The sequence below is a fragment of the Dielma fastidiosa genome, from assembly GCF_003475485.1.
In the GTDB taxonomy this organism is placed as follows: domain Bacteria; phylum Bacillota_I; class Bacilli_A; order Erysipelotrichales; family Erysipelotrichaceae; genus Dielma; species Dielma fastidiosa.
On record NZ_QRQL01000002.1, the window covers coordinates 466,441 to 490,374 of the forward strand.

The 23,934-nt window shown below is 32.5% G+C and carries 15 protein-coding genes; 12 read left to right on the forward strand and 3 right to left on the reverse strand.

Annotated features, from left to right (window positions below; genetic code table 11):
- Positions 1–156 precede the first annotated feature (156 nt).
- The 10 genes from DWZ33_RS06990 (at position 157) to DWZ33_RS07035 (ending at position 13,883) form a co-directional block, all read left to right on the forward strand.
- Complete coding sequence (locus tag DWZ33_RS06990; RefSeq protein WP_118454296.1) at positions 157–1,509, forward strand: O-antigen ligase family protein; 1,353 nt, start codon at positions 157–159, stop codon at positions 1,507–1,509.
- 46 nt (positions 1,510–1,555) lie between these two features.
- Positions 1,556–2,143, forward strand: a complete 588-nt coding sequence (locus tag DWZ33_RS06995; protein ID WP_220452407.1) for a sugar transferase — start codon at positions 1,556–1,558, stop codon at positions 2,141–2,143.
- Position 2,144: 1 nt separating this feature from the next.
- On the forward strand, positions 2,145–3,023 hold the full coding sequence (locus DWZ33_RS07000) for an NAD-dependent epimerase/dehydratase family protein (protein WP_118454297.1): 879 nt from the start codon (positions 2,145–2,147) through the stop codon (positions 3,021–3,023).
- Positions 3,020–4,111 carry a glycosyltransferase gene (locus DWZ33_RS07005; protein WP_022939732.1) on the forward strand — a complete coding sequence of 364 codons (1,092 nt, stop codon included), beginning with the start codon at positions 3,020–3,022 and terminating at the stop codon, positions 4,109–4,111. Before DWZ33_RS07000 ends, DWZ33_RS07005 begins: the two co-directional genes overlap by 4 nt.
- Before the next feature lie 17 nt (positions 4,112–4,128).
- A complete protein-coding gene (locus tag DWZ33_RS07010; RefSeq protein WP_022939733.1) occupies positions 4,129–5,166 on the forward strand; it encodes a glycosyltransferase family 2 protein in 1,038 nt (345 codons plus the stop codon).
- A gap of 2 nt (positions 5,167–5,168) precedes the next feature.
- Positions 5,169–7,031, forward strand: coding sequence for a polysaccharide biosynthesis protein (locus DWZ33_RS07015; protein WP_118454298.1), 1,863 nt, complete (start codon positions 5,169–5,171; stop codon positions 7,029–7,031).
- Positions 7,028–8,554 (forward strand): lipopolysaccharide biosynthesis protein, encoded by a 1,527-nt coding sequence (locus DWZ33_RS07020; protein WP_118454299.1) that lies wholly within the window; start codon positions 7,028–7,030, stop codon positions 8,552–8,554. The genes DWZ33_RS07015 and DWZ33_RS07020 overlap by 4 nt, the downstream gene beginning before the upstream one ends.
- Positions 8,554–9,633 carry a glycosyltransferase family 4 protein gene (locus DWZ33_RS07025; RefSeq protein WP_118454300.1) on the forward strand — a complete coding sequence of 360 codons (1,080 nt, stop codon included), beginning with the start codon at positions 8,554–8,556 and terminating at the stop codon, positions 9,631–9,633. Before DWZ33_RS07020 ends, DWZ33_RS07025 begins: the two co-directional genes overlap by 1 nt.
- Positions 9,634–9,869: 236 nt before the next feature.
- Positions 9,870–11,789 carry a hypothetical protein gene (locus DWZ33_RS07030; RefSeq protein WP_118454301.1) on the forward strand — a complete coding sequence of 640 codons (1,920 nt, stop codon included), beginning with the start codon at positions 9,870–9,872 and terminating at the stop codon, positions 11,787–11,789.
- 279 nt (positions 11,790–12,068) lie between these two features.
- Positions 12,069–13,883: a hypothetical protein gene (locus DWZ33_RS07035; protein ID WP_118454302.1), complete on the forward strand. Its 1,815-nt coding sequence runs from the start codon at positions 12,069–12,071 to the stop codon at positions 13,881–13,883.
- Positions 13,884–13,991: 108 nt separating this feature from the next.
- Here the strand turns inward: DWZ33_RS07035 and DWZ33_RS07040 are convergent, their stop codons facing one another.
- Entirely contained in the window at positions 13,992–15,836 is a 1,845-nt protein-coding gene (locus DWZ33_RS07040; protein ID WP_118454303.1) for a hypothetical protein, read from the reverse strand.
- A 290-nt stretch (positions 15,837–16,126) separates the two neighbouring features.
- On the opposite strand from DWZ33_RS07040, the gene DWZ33_RS07045 reads away from it, so the two are divergent.
- Both DWZ33_RS07045 and DWZ33_RS07050 read left to right on the forward strand, forming a co-directional pair.
- Complete coding sequence (locus tag DWZ33_RS07045) at positions 16,127–17,425, forward strand: ATP-binding protein (protein WP_118454304.1); 1,299 nt, start codon at positions 16,127–16,129, stop codon at positions 17,423–17,425.
- A 461-nt stretch (positions 17,426–17,886) separates the two neighbouring features.
- Complete coding sequence (locus DWZ33_RS07050; protein WP_118454305.1) at positions 17,887–19,803, forward strand: hypothetical protein; 1,917 nt, start codon at positions 17,887–17,889, stop codon at positions 19,801–19,803.
- A gap of 146 nt (positions 19,804–19,949) precedes the next feature.
- Here the strand turns inward: DWZ33_RS07050 and DWZ33_RS07055 are convergent, their stop codons facing one another.
- Entirely contained in the window at positions 19,950–22,346 is a 2,397-nt protein-coding gene (locus DWZ33_RS07055) for a hypothetical protein (protein ID WP_118454306.1), read from the reverse strand.
- A gap of 266 nt (positions 22,347–22,612) precedes the next feature.
- Positions 22,613–23,908, reverse strand: a complete 1,296-nt coding sequence (locus DWZ33_RS07060) for an ATP-binding protein (RefSeq protein WP_118454307.1) — start codon at positions 23,906–23,908, stop codon at positions 22,613–22,615.
- Positions 23,909–23,934 lie beyond the last annotated feature (26 nt).

The following is a 23,934-nucleotide window of genomic DNA, read 5'->3' on the forward strand; positions in this document are numbered from 1 at the left end:
GTTATAAAAAAGATTCCTTCTCTTGATAATAAAAGGCTAAATTAATAACCATATATTTCAATAAAATTAAAAAGTATCATCTTTGCATGATTAGGGAATTACATTGAGTCAATAATTGTAATGTGATAAAATTAGTATTAGAAATGGAGGTTGATCATGAGCGATTTACAAAGATACATTTCGAATATTTGTCAGCATTTCATTTTTATCTTATTAATTGGTTTAATGCTATTTATACCTGCTTCACACTATCTGATACTTGCAGCAGGTAATTACTATAATGCAATACAAAACAGTATATACGTAATAAGCTTACTCTTATTCATAACGATGATATTTGGAGTAGTATTAGGCGGCTTAAGATTCAATGCAAAATTTATACCTGTACTAATTTGTCTAATGACTGTACTAGCTATTCTCTCAACGATAAGATCCATAAATCCGAACACCTCAATCTGGGGTACAAATGGCCGTTTTGAAGGCTTATTCATGTTGCTGTCTTATTACACGATATTTTTAAGCTCAGCCATTTTAAATGATGATAAGCTGCGCTTGAATCTAATAAGAATTTTCTTGTTTATTGGTGTGGTTCATTCATTATATGGGCTCTGTCAACGATTTGATCTATTTGAAAACATAGTCATTGACCGTTACGCTAGTTATCATGCTATAAGTGGTGTGGCTGGTAATCCTAATTTCATGGGAACATATACAGTTTTACTATGTGGCTTAGCCAGTGCCTTCTTCTATTTTTCCAAAACAATTAAAGAAAGAATTATTTATTTAATATGTTTAATTTTATTTTTACTAACAATGATATTAACTGATGCTATGAGTGCATTGTTTGGAACCTGCATAATGATTATTGTTTTCTTTGTATATTTATTTCTGACCAGAAAACAATATTCAAATTATAGTGAACCATTTAGCTCATTTAAACTTCTGTTAGTAGCTATGGTTATTGGAATTTTTGGTTTATTCTCTTTACTTTTACTTACAGATAACAATTACATTGAACAAATTATAGTGATGTTTGAAGATTTAAAAAATTTACTGACAGGCGGTGAAATCACAGTAGAATCTGGTGCAAGAAGGTTTTTGGTTTGGAAAGAGTCATTGACTTTAGTACCCACATACTGGCTATCCGGAAGCGGCCCCGATACATTTGGTGAAGCCTATCATGCTGTATTTCCTGTACGAGATGAATTTTTTAACAAGGCTCATAATGAATATATTCAAATACTCATCACTCAGGGCATACCAGTTTTGCTATGCTATTTAACACTCTATTTTTACACTATTAAGAAAAGTATTAATGAGTTTAAAAGGATGTATCTGAAAAAAGATTTAAAATTCGATTATTTATATATTGGTTTATTTATTGCTGTTATAGGTTATCTATTTCAGGCAATATTTAATATAAGCGTAATCGACGTTGCACCATTTTTTTGGATGATATTAGGATTACTGTCAGGCTGGGCATTGAATAAATCCAGCAGATTTGTTTAAAACATGGGGACGCTGTTCCCATTTATTTTTAGAGGGAGGGATGATCATGTACAGAAAATATTTAAAACGATGGTTCGATTTTATATTTGCTTTAATAGCATTGATTATTTTAAGCCCTCTATTTTTATGCATTTTCATTGTAATTAAATCTAATTCTGCTGGTCCTGCTGTATTTATGCAAGCTAGAATTGGCAGAAATGGTCAAGTCTTTCAGATGTATAAGTTTCGAACAATGGCTTTAAATGCTCCAACAAATTGCCCAACACATTTATTTGAAAAACCAGAAGCTTTTATCACAAAACCCGGTAAGTTCATGCGTGGTACTAGCTTAGATGAACTGCCGCAGCTAATAAACATTTTAAAAGGTGATATGAGTATAGTAGGGCCAAGACCCAGTCTAGTGAATCAAACCGATTTAATTCTGCTGAGAAATAACAATGGATCTTCTGCAGTTCGGCCAGGTTTAACCGGACTAGCACAAATCAACGGACGTGATGAACTGCCAATTGATCAAAAAGCTAATTATGATGGTATCTATGCAGAACATATAACATTCTTAAAGGATCTTAAAATCATAATCAATACCATTTTCATTGTATTAACACATAGCGGAATTAAAGAGGGGAAGCAGTAATATGATAGCTATAACCGGTATAACAGGTCATAGTGGCCGTTATTTTTATCAAGAACTCATAAAACATAAATATAAAGAAGAAATATGTTTTTTAGTTAGAGAAAGTTCAGATACTACCTTTATCGCGAATCAATCTAATTTCCATATTATTAAAGTCGATTTAAATCAAGATGATTCTTTAACAATGGCTTTATCAAATATAGATACGATTATCCATATAGCAGGAATTCAATATTCGCTTAATATTGTAAAAGCAGCTATAATTAATAAATGTAAAAGATTGATTGTTGTACATACAACTGGGAGTTATTCAAAATATAAAGAAGCTGCGTCTGAATATATAAAAATTGATCAGGAACTTGCCCGTTACCAAACCCAAATAAAAATTACTGTTTTAAGACCTACAATGATTTATGGTGATCTATGTGATCATAACATGAGTAAATTTATTAAAATGATCGATCAACTCAAATTGTATCCTAATATTGCCGGTGGTCATTGCCTAATTCAACCTGTTCATGCAGCGGATTTAGGTCTTGCATATTACCAAGTATTAACTAATTCCAATACTGAAGGAAAAGAATATATTCTCTCAGGCGAAAAGCCTATTGAATTAATTAAATGCTTAAAAATAATAAAAACTCAGCTTAATAGTCATAACTTATTTATTCATGTACCTTTATGGTTAGCTATATTCAGTGCAAAATGTTTAAAGTTTATCTCGCTTGGAAAAATTGATATTATCGAAAAAGTACAACGAATGGGAGAAGACCGCTCTTATGATCATCAGGCAGCAACTCGTGATTTCGGCTTTCAGCCTAGATGCTTTGAGCAAGGCATATATAATGAAATAATTCAGTATAAGGAGATGAAGAAATGAAGCGTGTATTATTTATCGCCCATGTAGAGAGTCATATTTTACATTTTCATTTACCCTTTTTAAAAATCTTTCAGGACAATGGATATGAAACACATGTAGCTACTAATGGCAAAGAAATTATTCCCTATTGCAATATTCAACATAATATATGTTTTGAACGTTCACCATTAAATATAAATAATATTAAAGCTTTTCATGAATTAAGAAAACTATTAAATGAAACTGAATTTGACATCATACATTGTCATACGCCGGTTGGCGGAGTTTTAGGCAGATTAGCATGGGCTCATTCAAAAAATAAGGAGATTGCTAAAATTTTTTATACAGCTCATGGTTTTCATTTTTATAATAAGGCTTCTAGTTTCAGCTGGCTGCTTTATTATCCAATTGAAAAATATCTGGCAAAATATACCGATGTGTTACTAACAATCAATGAAGAAGATTACACGAATGCACAGCAGTTTCATTTGCATAATAATGGCAAAGTTTATAAAATTAATGGTGTAGGAATTGATATCAATGCTATTGATAAAATAGTAGTTAATCCTATGTCAGTGCGTGCTGCATTAAAGCTTTCTTTGAATGATGTTGTATTGATAACAGTAGGTGAATTAAATAAAAACAAAAATCAGGAAATGATTCTTAAAGCAATGCACAAGAGTAACAATCCAAACCTAAAGCTATTGATATGTGGGAAAGGTAAGTATGAAACTAAATTACAGCGATTAATTCATGACTTAAAACTTCAAAATCAAGTTTTTATGCTTGGTTATCGTACTGATATTATTGAATTATTAAAAACTGCTGATGTATTTATTTTCCCTTCTCATCGAGAAGGTCTATCAGTGGCGGCTATGCAAGCCATAGCATGTAATAAAATATGCTTCCTATCTGAAATAAGAGGAAATATTGACTTAAAAGAATATGGTTCTAATATCTATTACTTTGATGAAAATAAGCCTGAAGAATTGGCACAATTATTGAATCAAATCCAAAATATTAAAATCAAGCCAAGAACTGATAAAATCATGGAATTAGATATTCATAATATAATATCTGAAATGAAAAATATATATGGCTTAAAATAGCGATTGGAGGTGGCTGGATGAAATTTTCTTTAATAATAACAGTATATAATATTGATAATTATTTAGAAGATTGCTTAAATTCAGTATGTGAACAAGATCTTCCAGTCAATGAATATGAGGTGATCTGTATTGATGACGGATCGTTAGATGATTCAACAAACATCATTAAGAAATATCAAAGCCAATATTCGAATATAATATTAATCAGCCAAAAAAATAAAGGTGTAAGTGCTGCAAGAAATCAAGGTATTGCTGCCGCAAGTGGTGAATTTATATGGTTCATTGACGGTGATGATATGATTGCTCCAAATTGTCTAAAAGAATTATATGAAACGCTATGTAAAGATGATTTAAAGATATTAAGTTTTCAGTATATAACTATTTCTGAACAATTTTCTTATAATCACGATATGCTGCCCTGCTCGTATCAGAGTGGATATGTTAAAACAGCAAATACATATGTTTCATCTGTATGGCAAAAAGTATTTAGGAGAAATTTTATAAATAAAACTTTTAATGAACATTTGCTATATGGTGAGGATGATGAGTTCATATTTTCACTTGTTTTAAAAGAATGGCCGATAAGAGAGTATCAAAAAATAATATATTTCTATCGACAAAGAAGGCAATCAATCACACATATACATAGTAATAGTATAAATCAAATCAAGCTTGAGAATACTTTATGGCGTATCAGGCATTATTTAGATAATAAAGGAATCTTAATTCAAAATGCTAGTCACAAACAACTGGAATTAATTAATTATTATGAATATAACTTATATGCCGTTATGTTAATTAATTTAGGTAAGCTAAAACCATTTTGTAAGCAGCAGCAAACATATTTCCGTATTTTAAAAAATTTAGGTGTCTATCCATATCCAATACAATGGAAACGGATGCGCATGAATGACAACCCAATGCTATTTAAAATTAAATTAAGAAAATTCTTCACTGAATTAATTCGTTTATGGCTGCCTATTAGAGCTTATTTTTTCATATTTAATTGCTTTTATTATTTATATTTGAGTCCGAGTGATTCGATTGGAGATTAAAGATGAATCTTAATAAATCAGCAAAATATAGAGAACTAATAATTTTGAGTATTGATCTTACAATTGTAACTTTATCCTTTTTGATTACCACTTGGGGAAGATTTGATTTCAGTCTTCATCAGTTATTGGTTTATGGTTTTCAAATGAATCTGTATAAAGGGATAGGTGTATTAATCGTATATCTAATTTGTTTTTGGAAATTTAAAATATATAAAAGTGTATGGAAATACATGGGTATTGAGGAAACCAAAAGTATTGCTTTTGCAGTAGGCAGTGCTACCGCCATCTTGTTGCTTTATACATTCATATTCAATTTTAAGACAATGCTGATTAATATAATTTTAGTTTCAGGAATGCTCACCATTCTAGCTATGTTCAGTTTGAGAGCCGGTTATAAATTATTCAAAAGATCGGCACTTGAGAATGATAAGAAAACTAGAGTCTTAATAATTGGTGCGGGAGATGCTGGTTATATTTTGCTGAAAGAGCTTGAACAGTACGAAAACGATAAAATTGACATTGTGGGTTTTGTTGATGATTATAAAAATGGTGTGATTATTTCAGGTAAAAAAGTTCTAGGTACAATCAATGATATAGCTGAAATAGTAAAACAATATCAGATACAGCTGTTCTACTTTGCTATGCCAAATGCTTCCAAAGAATTGAAAATGCGTGTATTTGAAATCATAGAACCTTTAAATATTAAGATTAAGATGGTTAATATGAGTACAACTACATTAAAAGAAAGTGAACTAGCTAACAGGCATCTTCCAATACAGGATATATCCATTGAAGATTTGTTAGGCCGTGGTGAAATTCAGTTGGAACAGGATGAGATTACTTCTTATATTACAGGACAGATAATCATGGTTACTGGAGCTGGAGGCTCTATCGGATCAGAATTATGCCGGCAGATCGTAAAATATCAGCCAAAGATGCTATTGCTTGTGGATATAAATGAAAATGGTTTATATATGTTGGAACAAGAGTTTAATCATTTAAAAATTTCAAATGAATTATCTTCAGAAATTGTAATTCGATCATTAATAGCATCGATTCGAGATCTAAATGCTATTAGTGAGATAATATGTGCCTATCAGCCATCTACCGTTTTCCATGCAGCAGCACATAAGCATGTACCCTTAATGGAAAATAGTCCTAAGGAAGCAATTAAGAATAATGTATTCGGTACGAATCATGTACTTACTGCTTGTATTAAATATGAAGTAAAACGGTTTATCTTAATATCCACTGATAAAGCAGTCAACCCAACTAATGTTATGGGTGCAACAAAACGTATGACAGAGTTAATGCTTGAAGCAAACAGAAATAATGGAGTTACAAAATTAGCTGCTGTGCGTTTTGGCAATGTTTTAGGTTCTAGTGGATCTGTAATTCCTATCTTTCAAGAGCAGATTAAAAATGGCGGACCGGTAACGATAACAGATAAAAACATTTGCCGATACTTTATGACTATCCCTGAGGCAGCACAGCTGGTGTTACAGGCTGGTTACTATGCAAACAAGGGAGAAACCTTCATATTAGACATGGGGCAGCCAGAACGCATTCTTGAGCTTGCTGAGCGTATGATTAGACTCGCTGGTTATGAACCCTATAAAGATATTGATATAGTTGAAATTGGCCTTAGGGCTGGCGAAAAGATGTTTGAAGAGTTACATTCTGATACTGAAGAAGTTAGTAAAACAAAAAATAATTTAATTTTTGTTAACAAACCGATCAATATAAGTACAGATGAAATCAATGTTAAGTTGGATATTTTACGAAATCATTTGAATGATGATAATGATGAATTAAAAAAATTATTGTTCAAATTAATTTGTATTGAAGATAAGGTAACATTATGAGAACAATTAATTCTATATTGAATTCTGGCTTTGCGGTTGTATCGCAATTCATTATCTTAATATTTGCTTTCATTACAAGAACAGTATTTATTAGAATATTGGGTTCTGAATATTTAGGCTTTGATGCTTTATTTACAAACATCTTAAGTATTTTATCAATTGTAGATTTAGGATTGGGGACGGCTTTAAACTTCTCGCTATATTCGCCAATAAGGAATAATGAACGCCAAAAAGTGGCAGCTATTGTTCAGTATTTTAAGAAAATATTTTGCCGGCTTGGAGTTCTTCTATTTATTCTTGCATTTTGTATTACACCTTTTATCGGTTTGTTTGTCAAAGGCAGTGTTAATAGTATACCTTACATGCAGAAAGTATTCGTATTTTATGCTTTCCTTACATTTTCCAGCTATTTTTTCACCGATGTTCGAACTGTTTACTATGCACACCAGCAAAATTATAAAGTCTTAATGTTTGACTTTTTGGCTAAAATTTTTACAAAGACGCTGCAAGTAATCATTCTTTTAATCCATCCTAGTTATCTTTGGTATTTAGGGATTGAGATTATAATTACGTTATTCTTTAATTTTAGATTAATGAAAAAAGCACATAAAGAGTATTCTGAATTTTATACATATCCTTCGCAATTAAAAGAGGACGAGCGGCAGACTATTTTTAATGACATAAAATTTCTAAGTTTATCAAAAATTGCTAATGTTGGTATCAACGGAACTGACAGCATTATCATTTCTAAATTTGTAGGCACTGCGGCACTGGGCGTTTATAGCAATTACTTTTTAATTTTATCATCAGCTTCAAACTTGCTCTGGAGTTTACTGAATGGTGTTGTTGCTTCACTGGGAGATTTATTTGCTGAAAATGATAGTACAAAGATCCATCAGATTTTCAATCTTTATAATTTTATTTCAGTTCAGGTCAGTACATTTTATGCGGTGGCGACAATCTGCTTGATTCAACCCTTTATTCATATGTGGATTGGCGAAAACTATGTGATGAGTTTTATTGTTGTATTGGTAGTAATTTTTAATAATTATTATGGATTAGTAACAGCACCGCTATCGAATGTTATCGTGACTAAAGGCTTGTTTAAACAAGAGTTGCCGATTCGTTTATTGCAGGTTGTGATTAATTTAGTTGTTTCAGTTGTATTAGCTGTCAATTACGGTTTGCTTGGTGTTTTTGTCGGAACCGCAGTTAGTAATATAATTTCATATTTTTTAATTGTGTATATGGTTGTTAAATCAGGTTTAAATTTAAAATTAACTGATTACATTTTCAAAGAGGTAAAATACATTATTATTTCATTCTTACAGATTGCTGCAATCTGTCTATTAAATCAGATGTTAGCATTCCAATATGGTATCATATCGTTTATTTTGAATATGTGTATGGTTATTGTTTCATTTTTACTTTTAGAATTACTATTTTATAGAAAAAATGCTCAAATGTTAGTTCTTGTCAATATTATAAAGTCGCAAATTGGCAGATATAAAGGGGCTAAATAATGAAAAAATTATGTTTTATAGTATATAACTTTAATCATTCAGGTGGAATGGAAAAGGTAAATTCTATTTTAGTTAATGAATTAGCTACACATCAAGAATATGATATTACATTACTTTCTTTATTTGGTGATATAGGAAATGAATTTTTTAAACTATCTGATAAATCAAATATTAACATTAAATATTTATTTAATAAATCAATCAATGTCAGAATGCATGCCAAATATATAATTGATACTATTGAAAAAGAAATTTTATCTAATCATTATCAGGTTGTAATTAGTGGCGATTTAAGAACGTACTTAGCTAAAATAAAAAAGAAAAATCAAGATAAATTCAAATTAATATTATGGGAGCATTTTAATTGCACACAACCTTTTTCCTTATTATCAGATCTAGGCCGTAGATATTATTTGAAATATGTTGACAGCTTAGTGGTCTTAACAAAACGTGATCAGTCAAATTATGTCCGAAAGTTTGGTTGTAAAAGTAAGATAATACAGATATATAATCCTTTATTAATCACAAATCATGTTTATTCTGATATACAGCAAAAGAAAATACTGACGATCGGACGTATTGAGTATCAAAAAGGTTATGATAAACTGATTAATATTGCTAAAGTAATCGCCGGCGAATGTAAAGATTGGTCATGGGATATATATGGAGATGGTCTTGAAATAGAAAAACTTAAAGAAAGGATCGCCAAGGAAGGGTTAAATAATTTCATTCATTTAAAAGGAAAATCTAAAGCAATCGATGAAATCTATTCTAATTATTCTATATTCGCATTAACTTCACGATACGAAGGAATGCCGCTTGTTTTACTAGAAGCATATGCCCATCATCTTCCTATGATAAGTTTTGATTGCGATTGCGGTCCATCAGAAATTATCAGAGATTGTGAAAATGGGTTTTTGATACCTTGTTATGATGAATGTGGTTATGCAATTAAACTATTAGAACTAATTAAAGATGAAAAATTAAGAACAGAATTTAGTAATAATTGCAATTTATCGGTAAGAGAGTTTGATCTTGATTATATCCTGAATCAGTGGATGGAATTAATTAATGCTTGAATTATAGACACAGCAATTTCTGCGTGTGTCTTTTTTCTTTTCAGTAAAAATATGCCATTAGCTTGTATTTTTCTATAAGTGCATGTGCCTTTTATCTATTGGCTGGTTATTCATTAGGATGATAAATAGGGGGGTTCTTTCTCTTTATTGAAAGCATGCACAAACAATAGACATAAAAGTGTCCTAAAATAAGTTAATTCCAATAGGGAAAGAGAAAGAAAGAGGAGATTTATTTTATGAATAAATATTCAAGTAAGGCCGTTAAGACTGCTGCTACCATTGGTATGTCTTTGGCTATGGTTTTGAGCAATGCTGCTCCTGTAATGCCTGTATTAGCAGAGGGCGTAAGTGATATTGTAACGGTTAAAAGCACAACTGAAATGGCACACAATATTGTTTCAGCTGTATTAGATGCTTTGGATTCAGACTATACTGAGGCCGCTAATTCAACAGTGCTATTAAAAGTAGCTATTACTGTTAAAGTAAGTGGAACAGAAAAAGAAGTATTTGCAGTAGCAAATACAAAACTTCAGGGCTTGGGCGCATTGGAAGTAGGTAATGATTTCACCCAAGCTATTAATGGTATCAAGAAAGGTGATACACTTGAACAAATTGCTACATTCTTAGTCGATAATGTTAGTTCAATGGATGAAGCAGATGTTGATCAAGATGTAGTTGATTTTGCTAAATACATTAAAGGCTATGAAAAAGCTATTGGTGAAGGAAAATTAGGCGACTATTTCGGATCTGGCACTTTAAATAACACTCCTGGAAAAGGTGCAGTAATCACTGCTGTTGCACAGAATGGTGTAACTAAAGAAACAGCAGAGGATGCCGAAACTATTTATAAAGTAATCAAAGATAACGAAAAGTATCTAAATGCTCTGATTTCAGTTAAAAACAGGGATACCGTTATGACTACTATTGATAACTTTAAGGCAGAAGTAGAAGATTACAAAGCAGAAAGAGAAGATGTATATGTCTCAGATTATGCTAACGAGTTAGAAAAAGTTAAATTAATTGACGGCGTTACAGTTTATGAAGCTGTTGAAAAAGATGCTTCAATACCTTATGGAAAGTTAAGTGCAGTAGAAAAAGTGTTAAAAAATATCAAAAATGATGATATTGATGAGTTGACTAAGTATGCTGATTATGATGATGTTAAAGATGCCGACGAAGTTGCCAACTATATTGAAGGAATTGAGACAATCATTTCAGATATGAAGGAAGTAAAAGATCTTCTTAAATCAACAAATACGGATGTTAAGGCTTATAAGAAAGACTTGGCTACTAAAGTTCAAAACTTAGTTAATGCTGTTAAAAATTTAGATAAAGAAGAAACAGACGGAAAAACACAAGCTGCTTTAGATAAAGCACTTAATGCATTTAGAGAAGCTGATGCTACAGCATTAAAGAACTTTGTTGAAGATTTCATTGGTTCATTCTATACATTAACTCCAAAACAACTGAATAGCGGTAAGTATGTTGTACGTTTAGAGAATGCTGATTATGGCCGTTATGTTGAAGCTAATGATGTATTTAAATTATTAGAAACAAATTCTGAAACATCTGGTTTACAATATTTATTAACTACAGTAATCGACAATGAAGAAAGTGAAGAGACTTACTATGATACTGTTGTTAATACTGTAACCACTGTTGAAGAATTATTAAAAGCAGTTACTACAGATATTGATGGCATCACAATGGGTACTACTTTAACTGATAAGCAGGCTGCTAAGATCGTTGCTGCTAAGAAAGCTTTAAATCAATTAGTAACAGATGGTAAGATTGCTACAGAATACGCTTCTGCATTGACTTCTAAAGAAAAGAAAGAAGTATTAGGTAATGCTGAATTGATTGAAACTTTATACTTCAAACTGATTCTGAACGGTACAGTTACTCAATCAGGATGGGTAGACAAAGGCAACGGCAATTGGGATTACATCGCTGAAGACGGTTCTAGACCAACTAAATGGGTAGCTTCTGGTGCTAACTGGTATTATGTCAAGAACGGTACAATGTTACGTAACTCTTGGATTGCTTCTGATGCTCAGGGTACTAGATGGTACTATGTTGATGATGCTGGTGTAATGGTTTCTAATACAACTGTTAACGGTTATACTTTCAACTCTTACGGCGTTTGGGTTAAATAGTTAACTAAATAACTAACACTTAAAGGAGATTCATGACGGATCTCCTTTTTGCATGAATAGAGTTCAATAATTGCTCTTCGTATCATCTTTGATAACTTTAATTAGTTCATATACTATTATGGTATATGCCTATAAAGCGATTAGATAAATTTAAAATCTTCACTCATTAAGGGACATTTCGCAATTCCATTGGAAGGATGCACAAACAATAGACATAAAAGTGTCCTAAAATAAGTTAATTCCAATAGGGAAAGAAAAAGAGAGAGGAGATTTATTTATATGAATAAATATTCAAGTAAGGCTGTTAAGACTGCTGCTACCGTTGGTATGTCTTTGGCTATGGTTTTGAGCAATGCTGCTCCTGTATTTGCTGCCGATCCAGTTAGCACAGTATGTAAGACTGAGGATACGAATGTAGCAAAGGACTTATTGAATGCTATAAAAGCCGACATTAAAGCTGCGGATTTAAAATTATCTACGATTTCAGTTGATAAGGAAATTACATGGACTAATACTGCAGCTCTTTTAGGTAATGCTGCTCCAAATGAGAAGAAAGCTACTCTAGCAGCATTATTAAGCATTACACCTGAAAATGGTGAAGGTACTGTTGTTGGATATATGACAACTTTAGCAAATTGTGAAGAAACAACTGATGCTATCTATCTTGCTGGTGATAAGGATGACGATAATCGTCTTACGATCCTTGAGAAAGTGGCAGCTATTGAATCTGCAATAGAATATTTAGAGGATCAATTTGCTGATGATGCTGATTTAGATGGAGCTGATTTAACAGAACGTGAATATAACGCTGTAAAACCTTATTATGATGATTTGACTGCTTATTATGCTGATTACAAAAACAACATGTCCGAAGCTGATAAGGCAGGAAATAAAGAAATTTATGATGAATTATTTTCAAGAATGGAAACAGCTGTAGAAGATTACGAAGACAGCTATATCGGTGATTTTGTCGATAGCTATGTTGATGCGCTTAAAGGTGCAGAAGTTATTGAAGATGTAACAGTAGCTATGTTAGTTGATAAAGATGCTGAATTTGCTCGCACTAATCTTTCTGATTTAGAAGATTTCATTAAAGATTTAAAAGCTGATAAAGTAGACGAATTGAAAGATGAAGTAAAATATTCTAAAGTAGCTGATGAAGAAGATGTTGCTAAATATGTAGACCGTTTAGAAGAAATGGTTGAAGAGATCAAAGAAGTAAATGTAATGTTAAAAACAAGCAATACTGTTATTAAAGACTACAAGAAAATTGCTACTAAGGTAGGAGAGTTAGCTGCAGAAGCAGCTAAGTATGATGAAGACGATACAGAGGATTACGATAAGAAATTTAACGCATTACGTTCAGCTGATATTGAGAAATTAAAAACATATGTAGAAGAGGTAGTTGAAAACTTCTATACTGTAGAAACAGTTAAACGTACCAATGGTAACTATAGCTTAAGATTAAAAGATGCAGATTATGCACGTTATCTTGAAAATGAAACTGATGTTGTATCAGCTGCTCTTAAAACATTATTAACTACTAATATTGAAAAAGACAGTGATGAAAGTGTTTATGATGCTTTAGTAGGTCAGACAACTGATATCGATACTTTATTAAAAGCTGTTACAACTGATATTGAAGGAATCACATTAGGTACTACACTAACTGATAAGCAAGCTGCTAAAATTGTTGCTGCTAAAAAAGCTTATGATAAATTAATGGATACTGATGGTGAATTCTATAATGCTTTAACTTCTAAAGAAAAGAAAGCAGTTGAAGCTAATGAAACATTAATCACTACATTGTATTACAAATTGATCCTTAACGGCACAGTAACTCAATCAGGATGGGTAGACAAAGGCAATGGCGATTGGGATTACATCGCAGAAGACGGTTCTAGACCAACTAAATGGGTTGCTTCTGGTACTAACTGGTATTATGTAAAGAATGGTACAATGTTACGTAACTCTTGGATTGCTTCTGATGCTCAGGGTACAAGATGGTACTATGTAGATGATAACGGTGTAATGGTTTCCAATACGACTGTTAACGGTTATACTTTCAACTCTTACGGCGTTTGGGTTAAATAGTTAACTAAAACAAATAACACTTAAAGGAGATTCGTGATGGATCTCCTTTTTGCATGTAAAAAGAGATGCACATCTATGTACATCTCAATTAATTAGATTGATTTACAATTAACCGTTGTAAGAAGGGCTCATGTAAACGCCGTAAGAATTGATCCAGCAGCCATCTACAGATTGGTTCGTAACCATCTTACCAGCATTGTCTAAGTAGTACCAACGACCACCGTCAGTAGCCAACCAAGTATTTCTCAGCATCTTACCGTCTTTGATCATATACCAATCAGCACCAGAAGCAACCCATTTGTAAGCAGCAGGAGTACCGTCTTCATTGTTGTAACCCCAGTTACCGTTACCCATATCATACCATCCTGCTACATTAGTTACTCCTAAGTTATCGAATGCTTCACGTAAATTCTCAACTTTTGTTTTAATTTTTCTTAATTCTTTCTTTTGATCTTTAGTTAAATTATTTACATATTTACCATCAGTTGCACTCATTTCATAATAAGCATCTTCAGCAGCTTCCAATGTTGCTTTATCACTAGCTTTGATATTAGCTGGTGTTAATTTAGCAATATCTGTCGTAACTGCATCCCAAGCTTCAACGAAATCAGCTAAGTGATTCATTACTACATCGATACCGAATGTTCCTTCTTTAGTATCTACTAAATTTAACAAGAAATCAGAATTACCTAAATCTCTAGTAATAGTGGAAGAACCTGTGAAGCCATCAACCCATCCTGATTTATCAACATAATAGTTACCTACTTTTTTAGTTTCAAAGTTGTATGCGTTATTTAATACATCTTCAACCATTGCTTTTAAGATTTCATACTGTTCAACATCTAATGTTTTAGCTAATTCTTTAGCTTTATCTTTCTCAGTTGTTTTTGTATAACTGAATCCTGAAATTACTGATTTAACAGTAGCTTCTGCATCATCGGTTTTTGTTGTTAAATAAGCTTTATATGCATCATCTTTTAATAAATCTTTAAGATCAGTGATAGTACCTAATAAATCATTATATTGATCAATGATATCTTGTACTGCATCTTCATTCTTTACACGGTAATAATTAGGCGCGTCTTTGATAGCTTGGATACGATCTTTAATTTCAGTTTTACTTGAAAGATTGATAGTATCTGATCCTTCAGTTAATCCTGTTTCTGCTTCAAATTTTACTTTATTCTTACCAAAATCTAAAGTTTTATTACCATTTAAATCTTGTTCTAAAACTGTAGACCAAGCTGCTACGAAAAGATTAGTTACATCTTCATCAGAGCTTCTATATTCAGAAGTAACTTCTTCTAAATCATTATAAACAGTATCGAAACGATCAGCTAAATCATCATTCAAACGATCCGCATAACCTTCTTCAACCCATTTTTCCAATTTTTCAAATGCTTTAACTGCAGCTTTTTGTTTAGTAGCAGCGGAACCAGTAGTTAAATCTTTCCAACCAGCATCGCTTGCATCAGCTAACATTTTGCTATAGTAGTTTACCAACCCTTTATCATCATTTGCTTGTGCAGTTCCTGCTAAGAATTTTGTTTCATCAAACATTCCAGTATTATCAGCTCCAGCAACATTTCCACTTGCATCGATCAATTTGTCAATAATATCTGTCCATTTTCTTAATGTAGTATAATCTGATCCTTCAGCATATTTGGCTAAACCTGCTCTGTATTTAAGAATTGTAGCGATGATATTTTGTTTTTCTGAACCATTAATTGTTCCTTCGCTATCCATTGTGAGTTCATCTAAGCCAATTTTTTCAATTGCTTTTGATAAATCATAAAAAATGTCTTTACAATCTTTAGTATCTGAATCTGTGCATGTTAATGTTGGTACTGCAGGTGCAGCAGCAAACACAGGAGCAGCATTGCTCAAAACCATAGCCAAAGACATACCAACGGTAGCAGCAGTCTTAACAGCCTTACTTGAATATTTATTCATATAAATAAATCTCCTCTCTCTTTCTCTTTCCCTATTGGAATTAACTTATTTTAGGACACTTCTATGTCTATTGTTTGTGCATGCTTTCAAAAGCTTTCAAATCGCAGCTTATTTATCGCTTTTTTATCTAATAGATTTTCCTTTTTAAGGCACATAACATTTAATTTATAACTATGATTTTGCACATTTTTTCATTATTGATACGTTTTATTAGTATTGATTTACATTTTTTCGTATGAATTTTTGATGATAAGTGATATACTATCATTAGAAATTATGAGGTGATATTAATGTATCGTACGGCTATTGAACAATTAAGAGAATGGAAAGCAAATGAAAGAAGAAAACCTCTCATTATTCGTGGAGCACGTCAAGTAGGTAAAACTTGGTTAATGAAAGAATTTGGAGATAGCTCTTATGAAAAAGTTGTTTATGTAAACTTCGATAATAATGAGCTAATGAGAAATTTATTTGAAGGCAGTTTGGAAATAAGTCGGTTGATTACAGGGCTAGAATTATATGCTGGTCATAAGATTGATTCTGATAATACACTGTTAATATTTGATGAAGTACAAGAAGTACCAAAGGCTCTAACTAGCTTAAAGTATTTCAATGAGCAAGCGCCTCAATATCAAATCATATGTGCTGGTAGTCTATTAGGAGTTGCCCTTCATGAAGGTACTTCTTTTCCAGTTGGAAAAGTTGAATTTATGGATCTTTACCCTCTATCTTTTGTTGAATTCATGATAGCTATGAATAAGTCTCAGTATGTTGATCTTTTACAAGATGGTAATTTCGACATGGCAGTTACATTCAAACAGGATTTTATCGACATACTAAAATATTATTATTATGTTGGTGGGATGCCCGAAGCAGTGCAAGCATTTGTAGATAGTCGTGATTTTAATGAAGTACGAGAGATTCAGCAAAATATCTTAACTGCTTATGAACAGGATTTCTCAAAACATGCTCCTAACGAAACAGTACCTCGCATTCGTATGCTATGGAACAGTATCGCTGCTCAACTTGCAAAAGAAAATAAGAAGTTTATATATGGTTTAATAAAAGAAGGTGCTAGAGCGAAAGAATTCGAGTTAGCCTTACTTTGGCTCACTGATTGTGGACTTGTACATAAAGTCCATCGAGTGTCGGCCCCTAATTTACCTTTGAAAGCTTATGAAGATCTGAAAGCATTTAAATTATTCTTGGTTGATATAGGATTATTATCTTGTATGGTAGGTTTACAACAGAAAGTTCTTTTGGATGGTAACGAGTTATTTAAAGAGTTTAAAGGTGCGTTAACCGAGCAGTATGTATTACAGCAATTGAAAACAATAAAAGGATTGAATGTCTATTATTGGACAGCTGAGCGTGGATTGGCGGAAGTAGATTTCATTATTGACAATGGCAGCAATGTCATTCCAATTGAAGTCAAAGCTGAACAAAATCTTAAGGCTAAGAGCCTTAAAGTATATCAAGAAAAGTATCAGCCTAAAATAGCTGTTCGTACTTCCATGGCGGATTATAAAAAAGAAGAAAGATTGTTGAATTTACCGCTCTGGGCAATATCGAAGATAAAAGATTATTGAGTATAAAAAACAATTATTGAATACTTTTATGATGAATTAAATTTAAGTGATTTGTGATAAAAAAACAATGTGTAGTTGCATATTAAGAGCGTGAACTCAGATGATGGGATTACGCTTTTTTTGTTAAAAGTGAATTTCACTAGTAAATTTAATAACCTTAAATTATCAAGTTATATTTAAATAGTTTTTGAGAATCTTCATAATCAGTTACACTTTAAATTATAGAAAAAATAAGTGAATGTGCTGGAATAGATACTGATAGTTTGTATTTATATATGGCGAAATGTAATAAATTAGTGATAGTTATATGACTTATATTATAGCTTTAAATAATTACAAACACGATAAAAATGGGCTATATGATTATCCTTTTGAAAGCATGCACAAACAATAGACATAAAAGTGTCCTAAAATAAGTTAATTCCAATAGGGAAAGAGAAAGAGAGAGGAGATTTATTTATATGAATAAATATTCAAGTAAGGCCGTTAAGACAGCTGCTACCGTTGGTATGTCTTTGGCTATGGTTTTGAGCAATGCTGCTCCGGTTTTCGCTGCTGAAGCTGGCAACTATGATGCTGGTGTATGTAAAAATGTTAGTGTAGCAGATATTGCAAATCCTACAGCTACAGAAAAAGAGAAATGTGGACAGGCTGTATATCAAGCTATTATTGACAAATTGGATGGTAAAAAATTCGATACAATTACCTTAGATGACGATTTAAAAGTTAAAAATGGTGCAGGTGACAGTGTTCATATTTTAGTTGCAATTAAAGAATACGATGCTGAATTGACTGAAGCTGTAAAAGATTTAGAATGGACAAGCACTGTTGCTACTAACGTAAGTAAATGGCAAGCTGCTGTTGCAGGTATTGAAGCTTATATTGGTGATATCAAAACTGATTTTGATGATGATACTAAATTCCCAGTTGCTGGCTCTAAATTGAAAGTTTTGATTGGCAAATTAGATGGTGAATGGAGTACTATTGATAGTGATGCTGAATATACTGCTGCAAAAGCATCATTAAAAGAAATTAAAGATTTCAAAAAAGACTTCGGTAAGTATTTAGGTACTGAATTAGAAGATGGTCCGGTTAATACAGCTGGTAGTGTTGTTTTAGACGCTTATAATGCATTAAATGATGTGATTGATACTTATTTAGGCACTACTGATGACACTGCTTTAGGTGAATTTGTGCTAGCATTTGATGCTATCTTACAAAAGGACTTAAAAGAAGAGGCTGTTGATTTAACTGCTAAAATTTCTAAAAAGAGTGCTAAATCAATTGGTGATGTATTAGGATCAGATTATGGAGCTGATGATTTCCCTAAAATGGATCTTAGTAAGAGTACTATCATCAAAAATCGTATGAAATCAATCAAAGATCACGATAGTTATGATCGTTTTAAAGATGAAGATGCTGTAATTAATATTTTAGACACTTATGAAGAATTATTAGACAACATCACTACTACTAAAGATGTATATAAGAGTGATGAGTATAAAGATTATACAACTAAAAAAGTAGCCGTTAATGGTGAAACAACAAAGAAAACTGTAAAAGCATTTGTAAGTGCTATTGCTGCAAGTGGAAAAGCAGATTATACGGAAGGAGATATGTCTGACGATTTAGCAGCGACTTTAAATTTAGATCAATGGGAGATTCTAAAAGCTGTAAAAGAAGAAGTAATCGATTCTGTTTATTCTATGGAAACTAAAAAAGTAGGTAAATATTATTCTGATAATTCAGATTTCTTATCTACAGTAACTTCTTCTCAGCAGACTACATTCAATAATAATTTTGCAAGTTACTTATATACATTAGTTGATAAAGAAGAAGGTAAATTTGGTTATGATGTAGTAGCTGAACATATGGAAGCATTTGAAAAGGCATTAGCTGCTGTTACTACTGATATTGCTAAATTGACACCTGCTAATATCAAAGTTACTGATAAGAAATTATTAGAAGCAGCTGAAGATGCTATTTATGAATTAGGTAATAGTAAAGGTGACTTCTACTTTAATACAACTAAAGATGAAGAAAAGACGGTAAGAGCTGCTGAAACTAAGATTGAAAACCTGCGTGAAGCATTCGACAACTTAGGTACAACTAACGTTGCTGGATGGTATGACATGGGTAACGGTAACTGGGGTTACAACAATGAAGACGGTACTCCTGCTGCTTACAAATGGGTCGCTTCTGGTTCTGATTGGTATATGATCAAAGACGGTAAGATGCTGAGAAATACTTGGTTGGCTACCGACGGTGGTCGCTGGTACTACTTAGACAATGCTGGTAAGATGGTTACGAACCAATCTGTAGATGGCTGCTGGATCAATTCTTACGGCGTTTACATGAGTCCTTCTTACAACGGTTAATTGTAAATCAACTAAATTACTTAATTGAGATGTACAGAGATGTGCATCTCTTTTTCATGTGCTTACGTTTAAAAGAGGTGCTACTTTCCGTAACACCTCTTCTGGGGATTGGTAATTAAATTCTTTATTATTCTATTCTTTTTCGATTATTTAACCCATACTCCATATGAGTTGAATGTATAACCATTAACAGTCGTATTTGATACCATCTTACCTGCATCATCTACATAGTACCATTTTGTTCCTTGTGAATCACTAGCAATCCAAGAGTTACGTAACATTACGCCGCCCTTTACATAATACCAGTCTGAACCTGATGCTACCCACTTAGTTACTGCATTTCCATTTTCATAGTATGCCCAGTTGCCTGCGCCTTTGTCTACCCATCCGTTTAATTCAGCATTCAATGATCCGAATTTCATACGATAAGCTTCCATCAATTCAGTTACTTTACGATCTGCATTCTTAACTGTTCTTGCTTGTGCTGAAGTTAAATTATCTTCTCCATCTCCTGTCAAGAAGTAAACTGCATCATCTGCAGCAATGATTGCAGCACGGTCATTGACTGTCAATGAGATTGAATCTAACTTTTCGATGCCTGTTGTCAATGCTTCTAAGCTTGATTCTACTTTTTCCATATGAGCAACTAACTTATCCCAGTTAAATTCACCTTTTTCTTTATCCAATTTAGTGAATACACCCTTGTCAAGATCAGTTCCGTTACCGATATTGTTTAATACAGTATTCAATTGTGCAGTTGTCGCATAGATTGATTTTGCTGATTTGTTAACATAGCTGTTACCAACTTCTTTTGTTTCAAGAGTCAGTACGACATCCAATACTTCTTCTTTGTATGCTTTCAAGATCTTGTATTCATCTACAGTCAGATTTGATTTGATTGAGCTGAATTCTTTTCCTGAAGTTAATTTTCTGTCGCTGTCTTTGTTAGTCAAGAAGTCTTTAACTGAAGTATCGTTCTTGATCAAGTCTTTATACGCTTCGTTCGTCTTAGCTACTGCTTCTTTGACTGCTTCGATCTCATCATACATATCTTCAAACTTAGTCATGTATTCTTCAACACCTGAATTTTCTTTGAAAGTAGTATAATCAGACTTTTCGATAGTTACTTCTTTACCCTTCAGATCAGTGAAAGTAGTACCATTCTTGATTTGTTTGATGGCAGCATCAACATTAGCTTTTGTGATACCTGCATCACCATATTGATCAACGAACTTTTCATAGAACTTGTCTAAGCTAGTCAGATAAGTGTCTAACAGATCTCCATCGTTCTCAGCTACATAGCTGTTGACCAGATCTTCTAATACTGACTTAGCATCGGTAACACGATCATATTTAGCAGTATCCAAGTTAGTCAAATAAGTCTCGAAGTCATTGAAATCTTCTAACAGATCTGCAGCAGTAGCATAAGCAGAAGTTGTTTTGAATTCAGTATCCTCATCATATTTTTCAGCAGCAGCCAAGTTACCGTTAGCTTTGAACATGTCATTCATAGCTGTATCCATATCCAGCATACGTTCAACAGCCTTACCTTCATCGGTAGTATTGTCTAAATATCTAGCTAATTCTTTAAGAACTGCTTTGAAATCGATGTCTAATTGAGGGATGGCACCTTTAGATAAGATAGTTACTTTACCTAAAGAAGCAGTATTCGTTTTAGTGAATTCAACTTCGTCACCAGGCTTAACATTTTCAAAAGTTAAACTAGCTTTATCGAAAGCAGAAACGATCTCGTTATATACGTTCTTTGCTGTATATCTGTCTGTGATTCCTAAGCCTGTACCTACTTCTGCGCAATTTGAATAATCTTCAAATGCTGTAGTTACGACGATTTTAACAACAACTGATTTTGCAGTATCTAAACTACCATTACCAACAGGATTAGTAGCCTCAACATCAGTTCCATCAATATTGTAAACTGCTTTTACTGCTCCAGTTTTCGTTTTATTGCCGCTTGCATCTGTGATTTCAACATTTCCTGTTAGAGCTGCATCACTACCCCAAGCACTACCAAGTACACTAGTAACATAAGTGTTAATATCGGCACCAATATTTGCATTGTCACGAACTGCGATTATTACTTCTGACCCTTTTAATGGATCATCTGCATTAATTACCGGATAACCTGTAATGCTATCTCCTGTTGTAGCATAATAACCATAAGTTACTTTACTAGTTGCACTACTCACATCAACACCATCAGAAGCTTTTTTAAGTGATCCACTATCTACTTTATAGCCCAAATAATACTCAACCTCTGTAGCACCAACTGTAACTGTTTTAGTTAAATCTAGTCCTTTAATTGCATTAGCTGCTTCAGTTTGAACATCTGCAATTACTTTAGCACCCGTTATTGTTTTTGAGGCATAAACATCATTTGCTTTATAACTCTTTTTAGTAGTACATACAGTAGCAGCTTGTGCAACAACTGCATTACCTACAGCAGGTACAGCACTCAAAACCATAGCCAAAGACATACCAACTGTAGCAGCAGTCTTAACGGCCTTACTTGAATATTTATTCACATAAATAAATCTCCTCTCTCTTTCTCTTTCCCTATTGGAATTAACTTATTTTAGGACACTTTTATGTCTATTGTTTGTGCATGCTTTCTAAAGCTTTCTTTTATTTGCCTGTTCATCATGTTTGTTTGCATTTTATCAATTCTTTAAAGGCATATACCTAAGCTTTTTTCTTTCTTTTCAAGCATACAATTTAGTAATAACAATCATAACTTTTATACAAAAAAAGAATGCACTTATCATGCACTCCATACTCTATATTCATTTAACTATATGCAAAATGCAGCATACAAAGGAATTGATTTTTGATTATTTTCAAATCCAAAATTCTTTCCTGTTATCTTTATTGCATAAGCAGGCTTATTTTGTTCCATATATACTTTTAAACTCTTTGCCTTCACATTATCCGCTGCTTTTACCTCTATGGGAATAATCTGTCCTTCGCGTTGAATAACGAAATCTATTTCTGCACTTCTTTCTGATTCCCAATAATAACTTGTATAACCATTAAATGTCAATTGATTACACACATAATTTTCAGTCATTCCACCTTTAAAATCATTAAGCTCATCGCTCATATACAAGATGTCTTCTGCTAAAATATTCTTCTTTGCACATAACAAGCCAACATCCGATACATAAATTTTAAATGCGTCAATATCTTTATAATTTTCTAAAGGCTTCATGATCTTATCCGCACGATAAATTCGATTGACTATTCCTGATAAATTTAACCATTCAATGGCATTCTCAAATTCAGATGCCCGACCGCCTTTTTTAACAAGCTTATATTGGAAACGTGTATTTGCTCTTGATAACTGAACAGTAATATTATCATAAACTTGACGTGTTTTCTTGATTTCATTATTCGTATTATATTTGCTCATATCATTGAGATAACTGGCAAGTATCATATCCTGTAAGTGGCGAACAAGCAAGAAGTCTTTTGTTTCTACATACTTACTAACAATCTCAGGCATACCACCTACAACTAAGTATGTTCTATATAAACTCATCGCATCTTTGTGAAGAACCTGCGGCATAGGAACGTTGGAATTAAAGCAGTCCTGAATTAGTTCCACAAGATTTTTCTCATTTAATGCAAGTAAGAATTCTTCAAAATCCAATGGATACATTGTCTTAATATCAACTTTACCAACAGGAAAAGAGAATTGAGAACGATTCACAGCCACACCAAGTAAGCTACCAGCAGCAATAATATGATATTCCGGAGCTTCTTCACAGAAATACTTTAATGAAGTTAAAGCTCTCTCGCATAACTGGATTTCATCAAAAATAATTAAAGTCTTTTCTTTAATGATAGTTTGCTTAGAAATCCTTGAAAGAATAGGAATTAAATAAGAAGGACTGATATTTTCATCAAAGGTTTTACTTAATGAAGGATCACTTTCAAAATTAAAATATGCGACATTCTCATAAAACTTTCTGCCTAATTCAAGCATGGTATATGTCTTACCGGTTTGACGTGCACCTTGTAAGATTAAAGGCTTACGATAAGCACTATCTTTCCAAGCTATCAATTCTTTCATGATTTTTCTATCCATAACAAGGTCCTCCTTATAATAAGGAT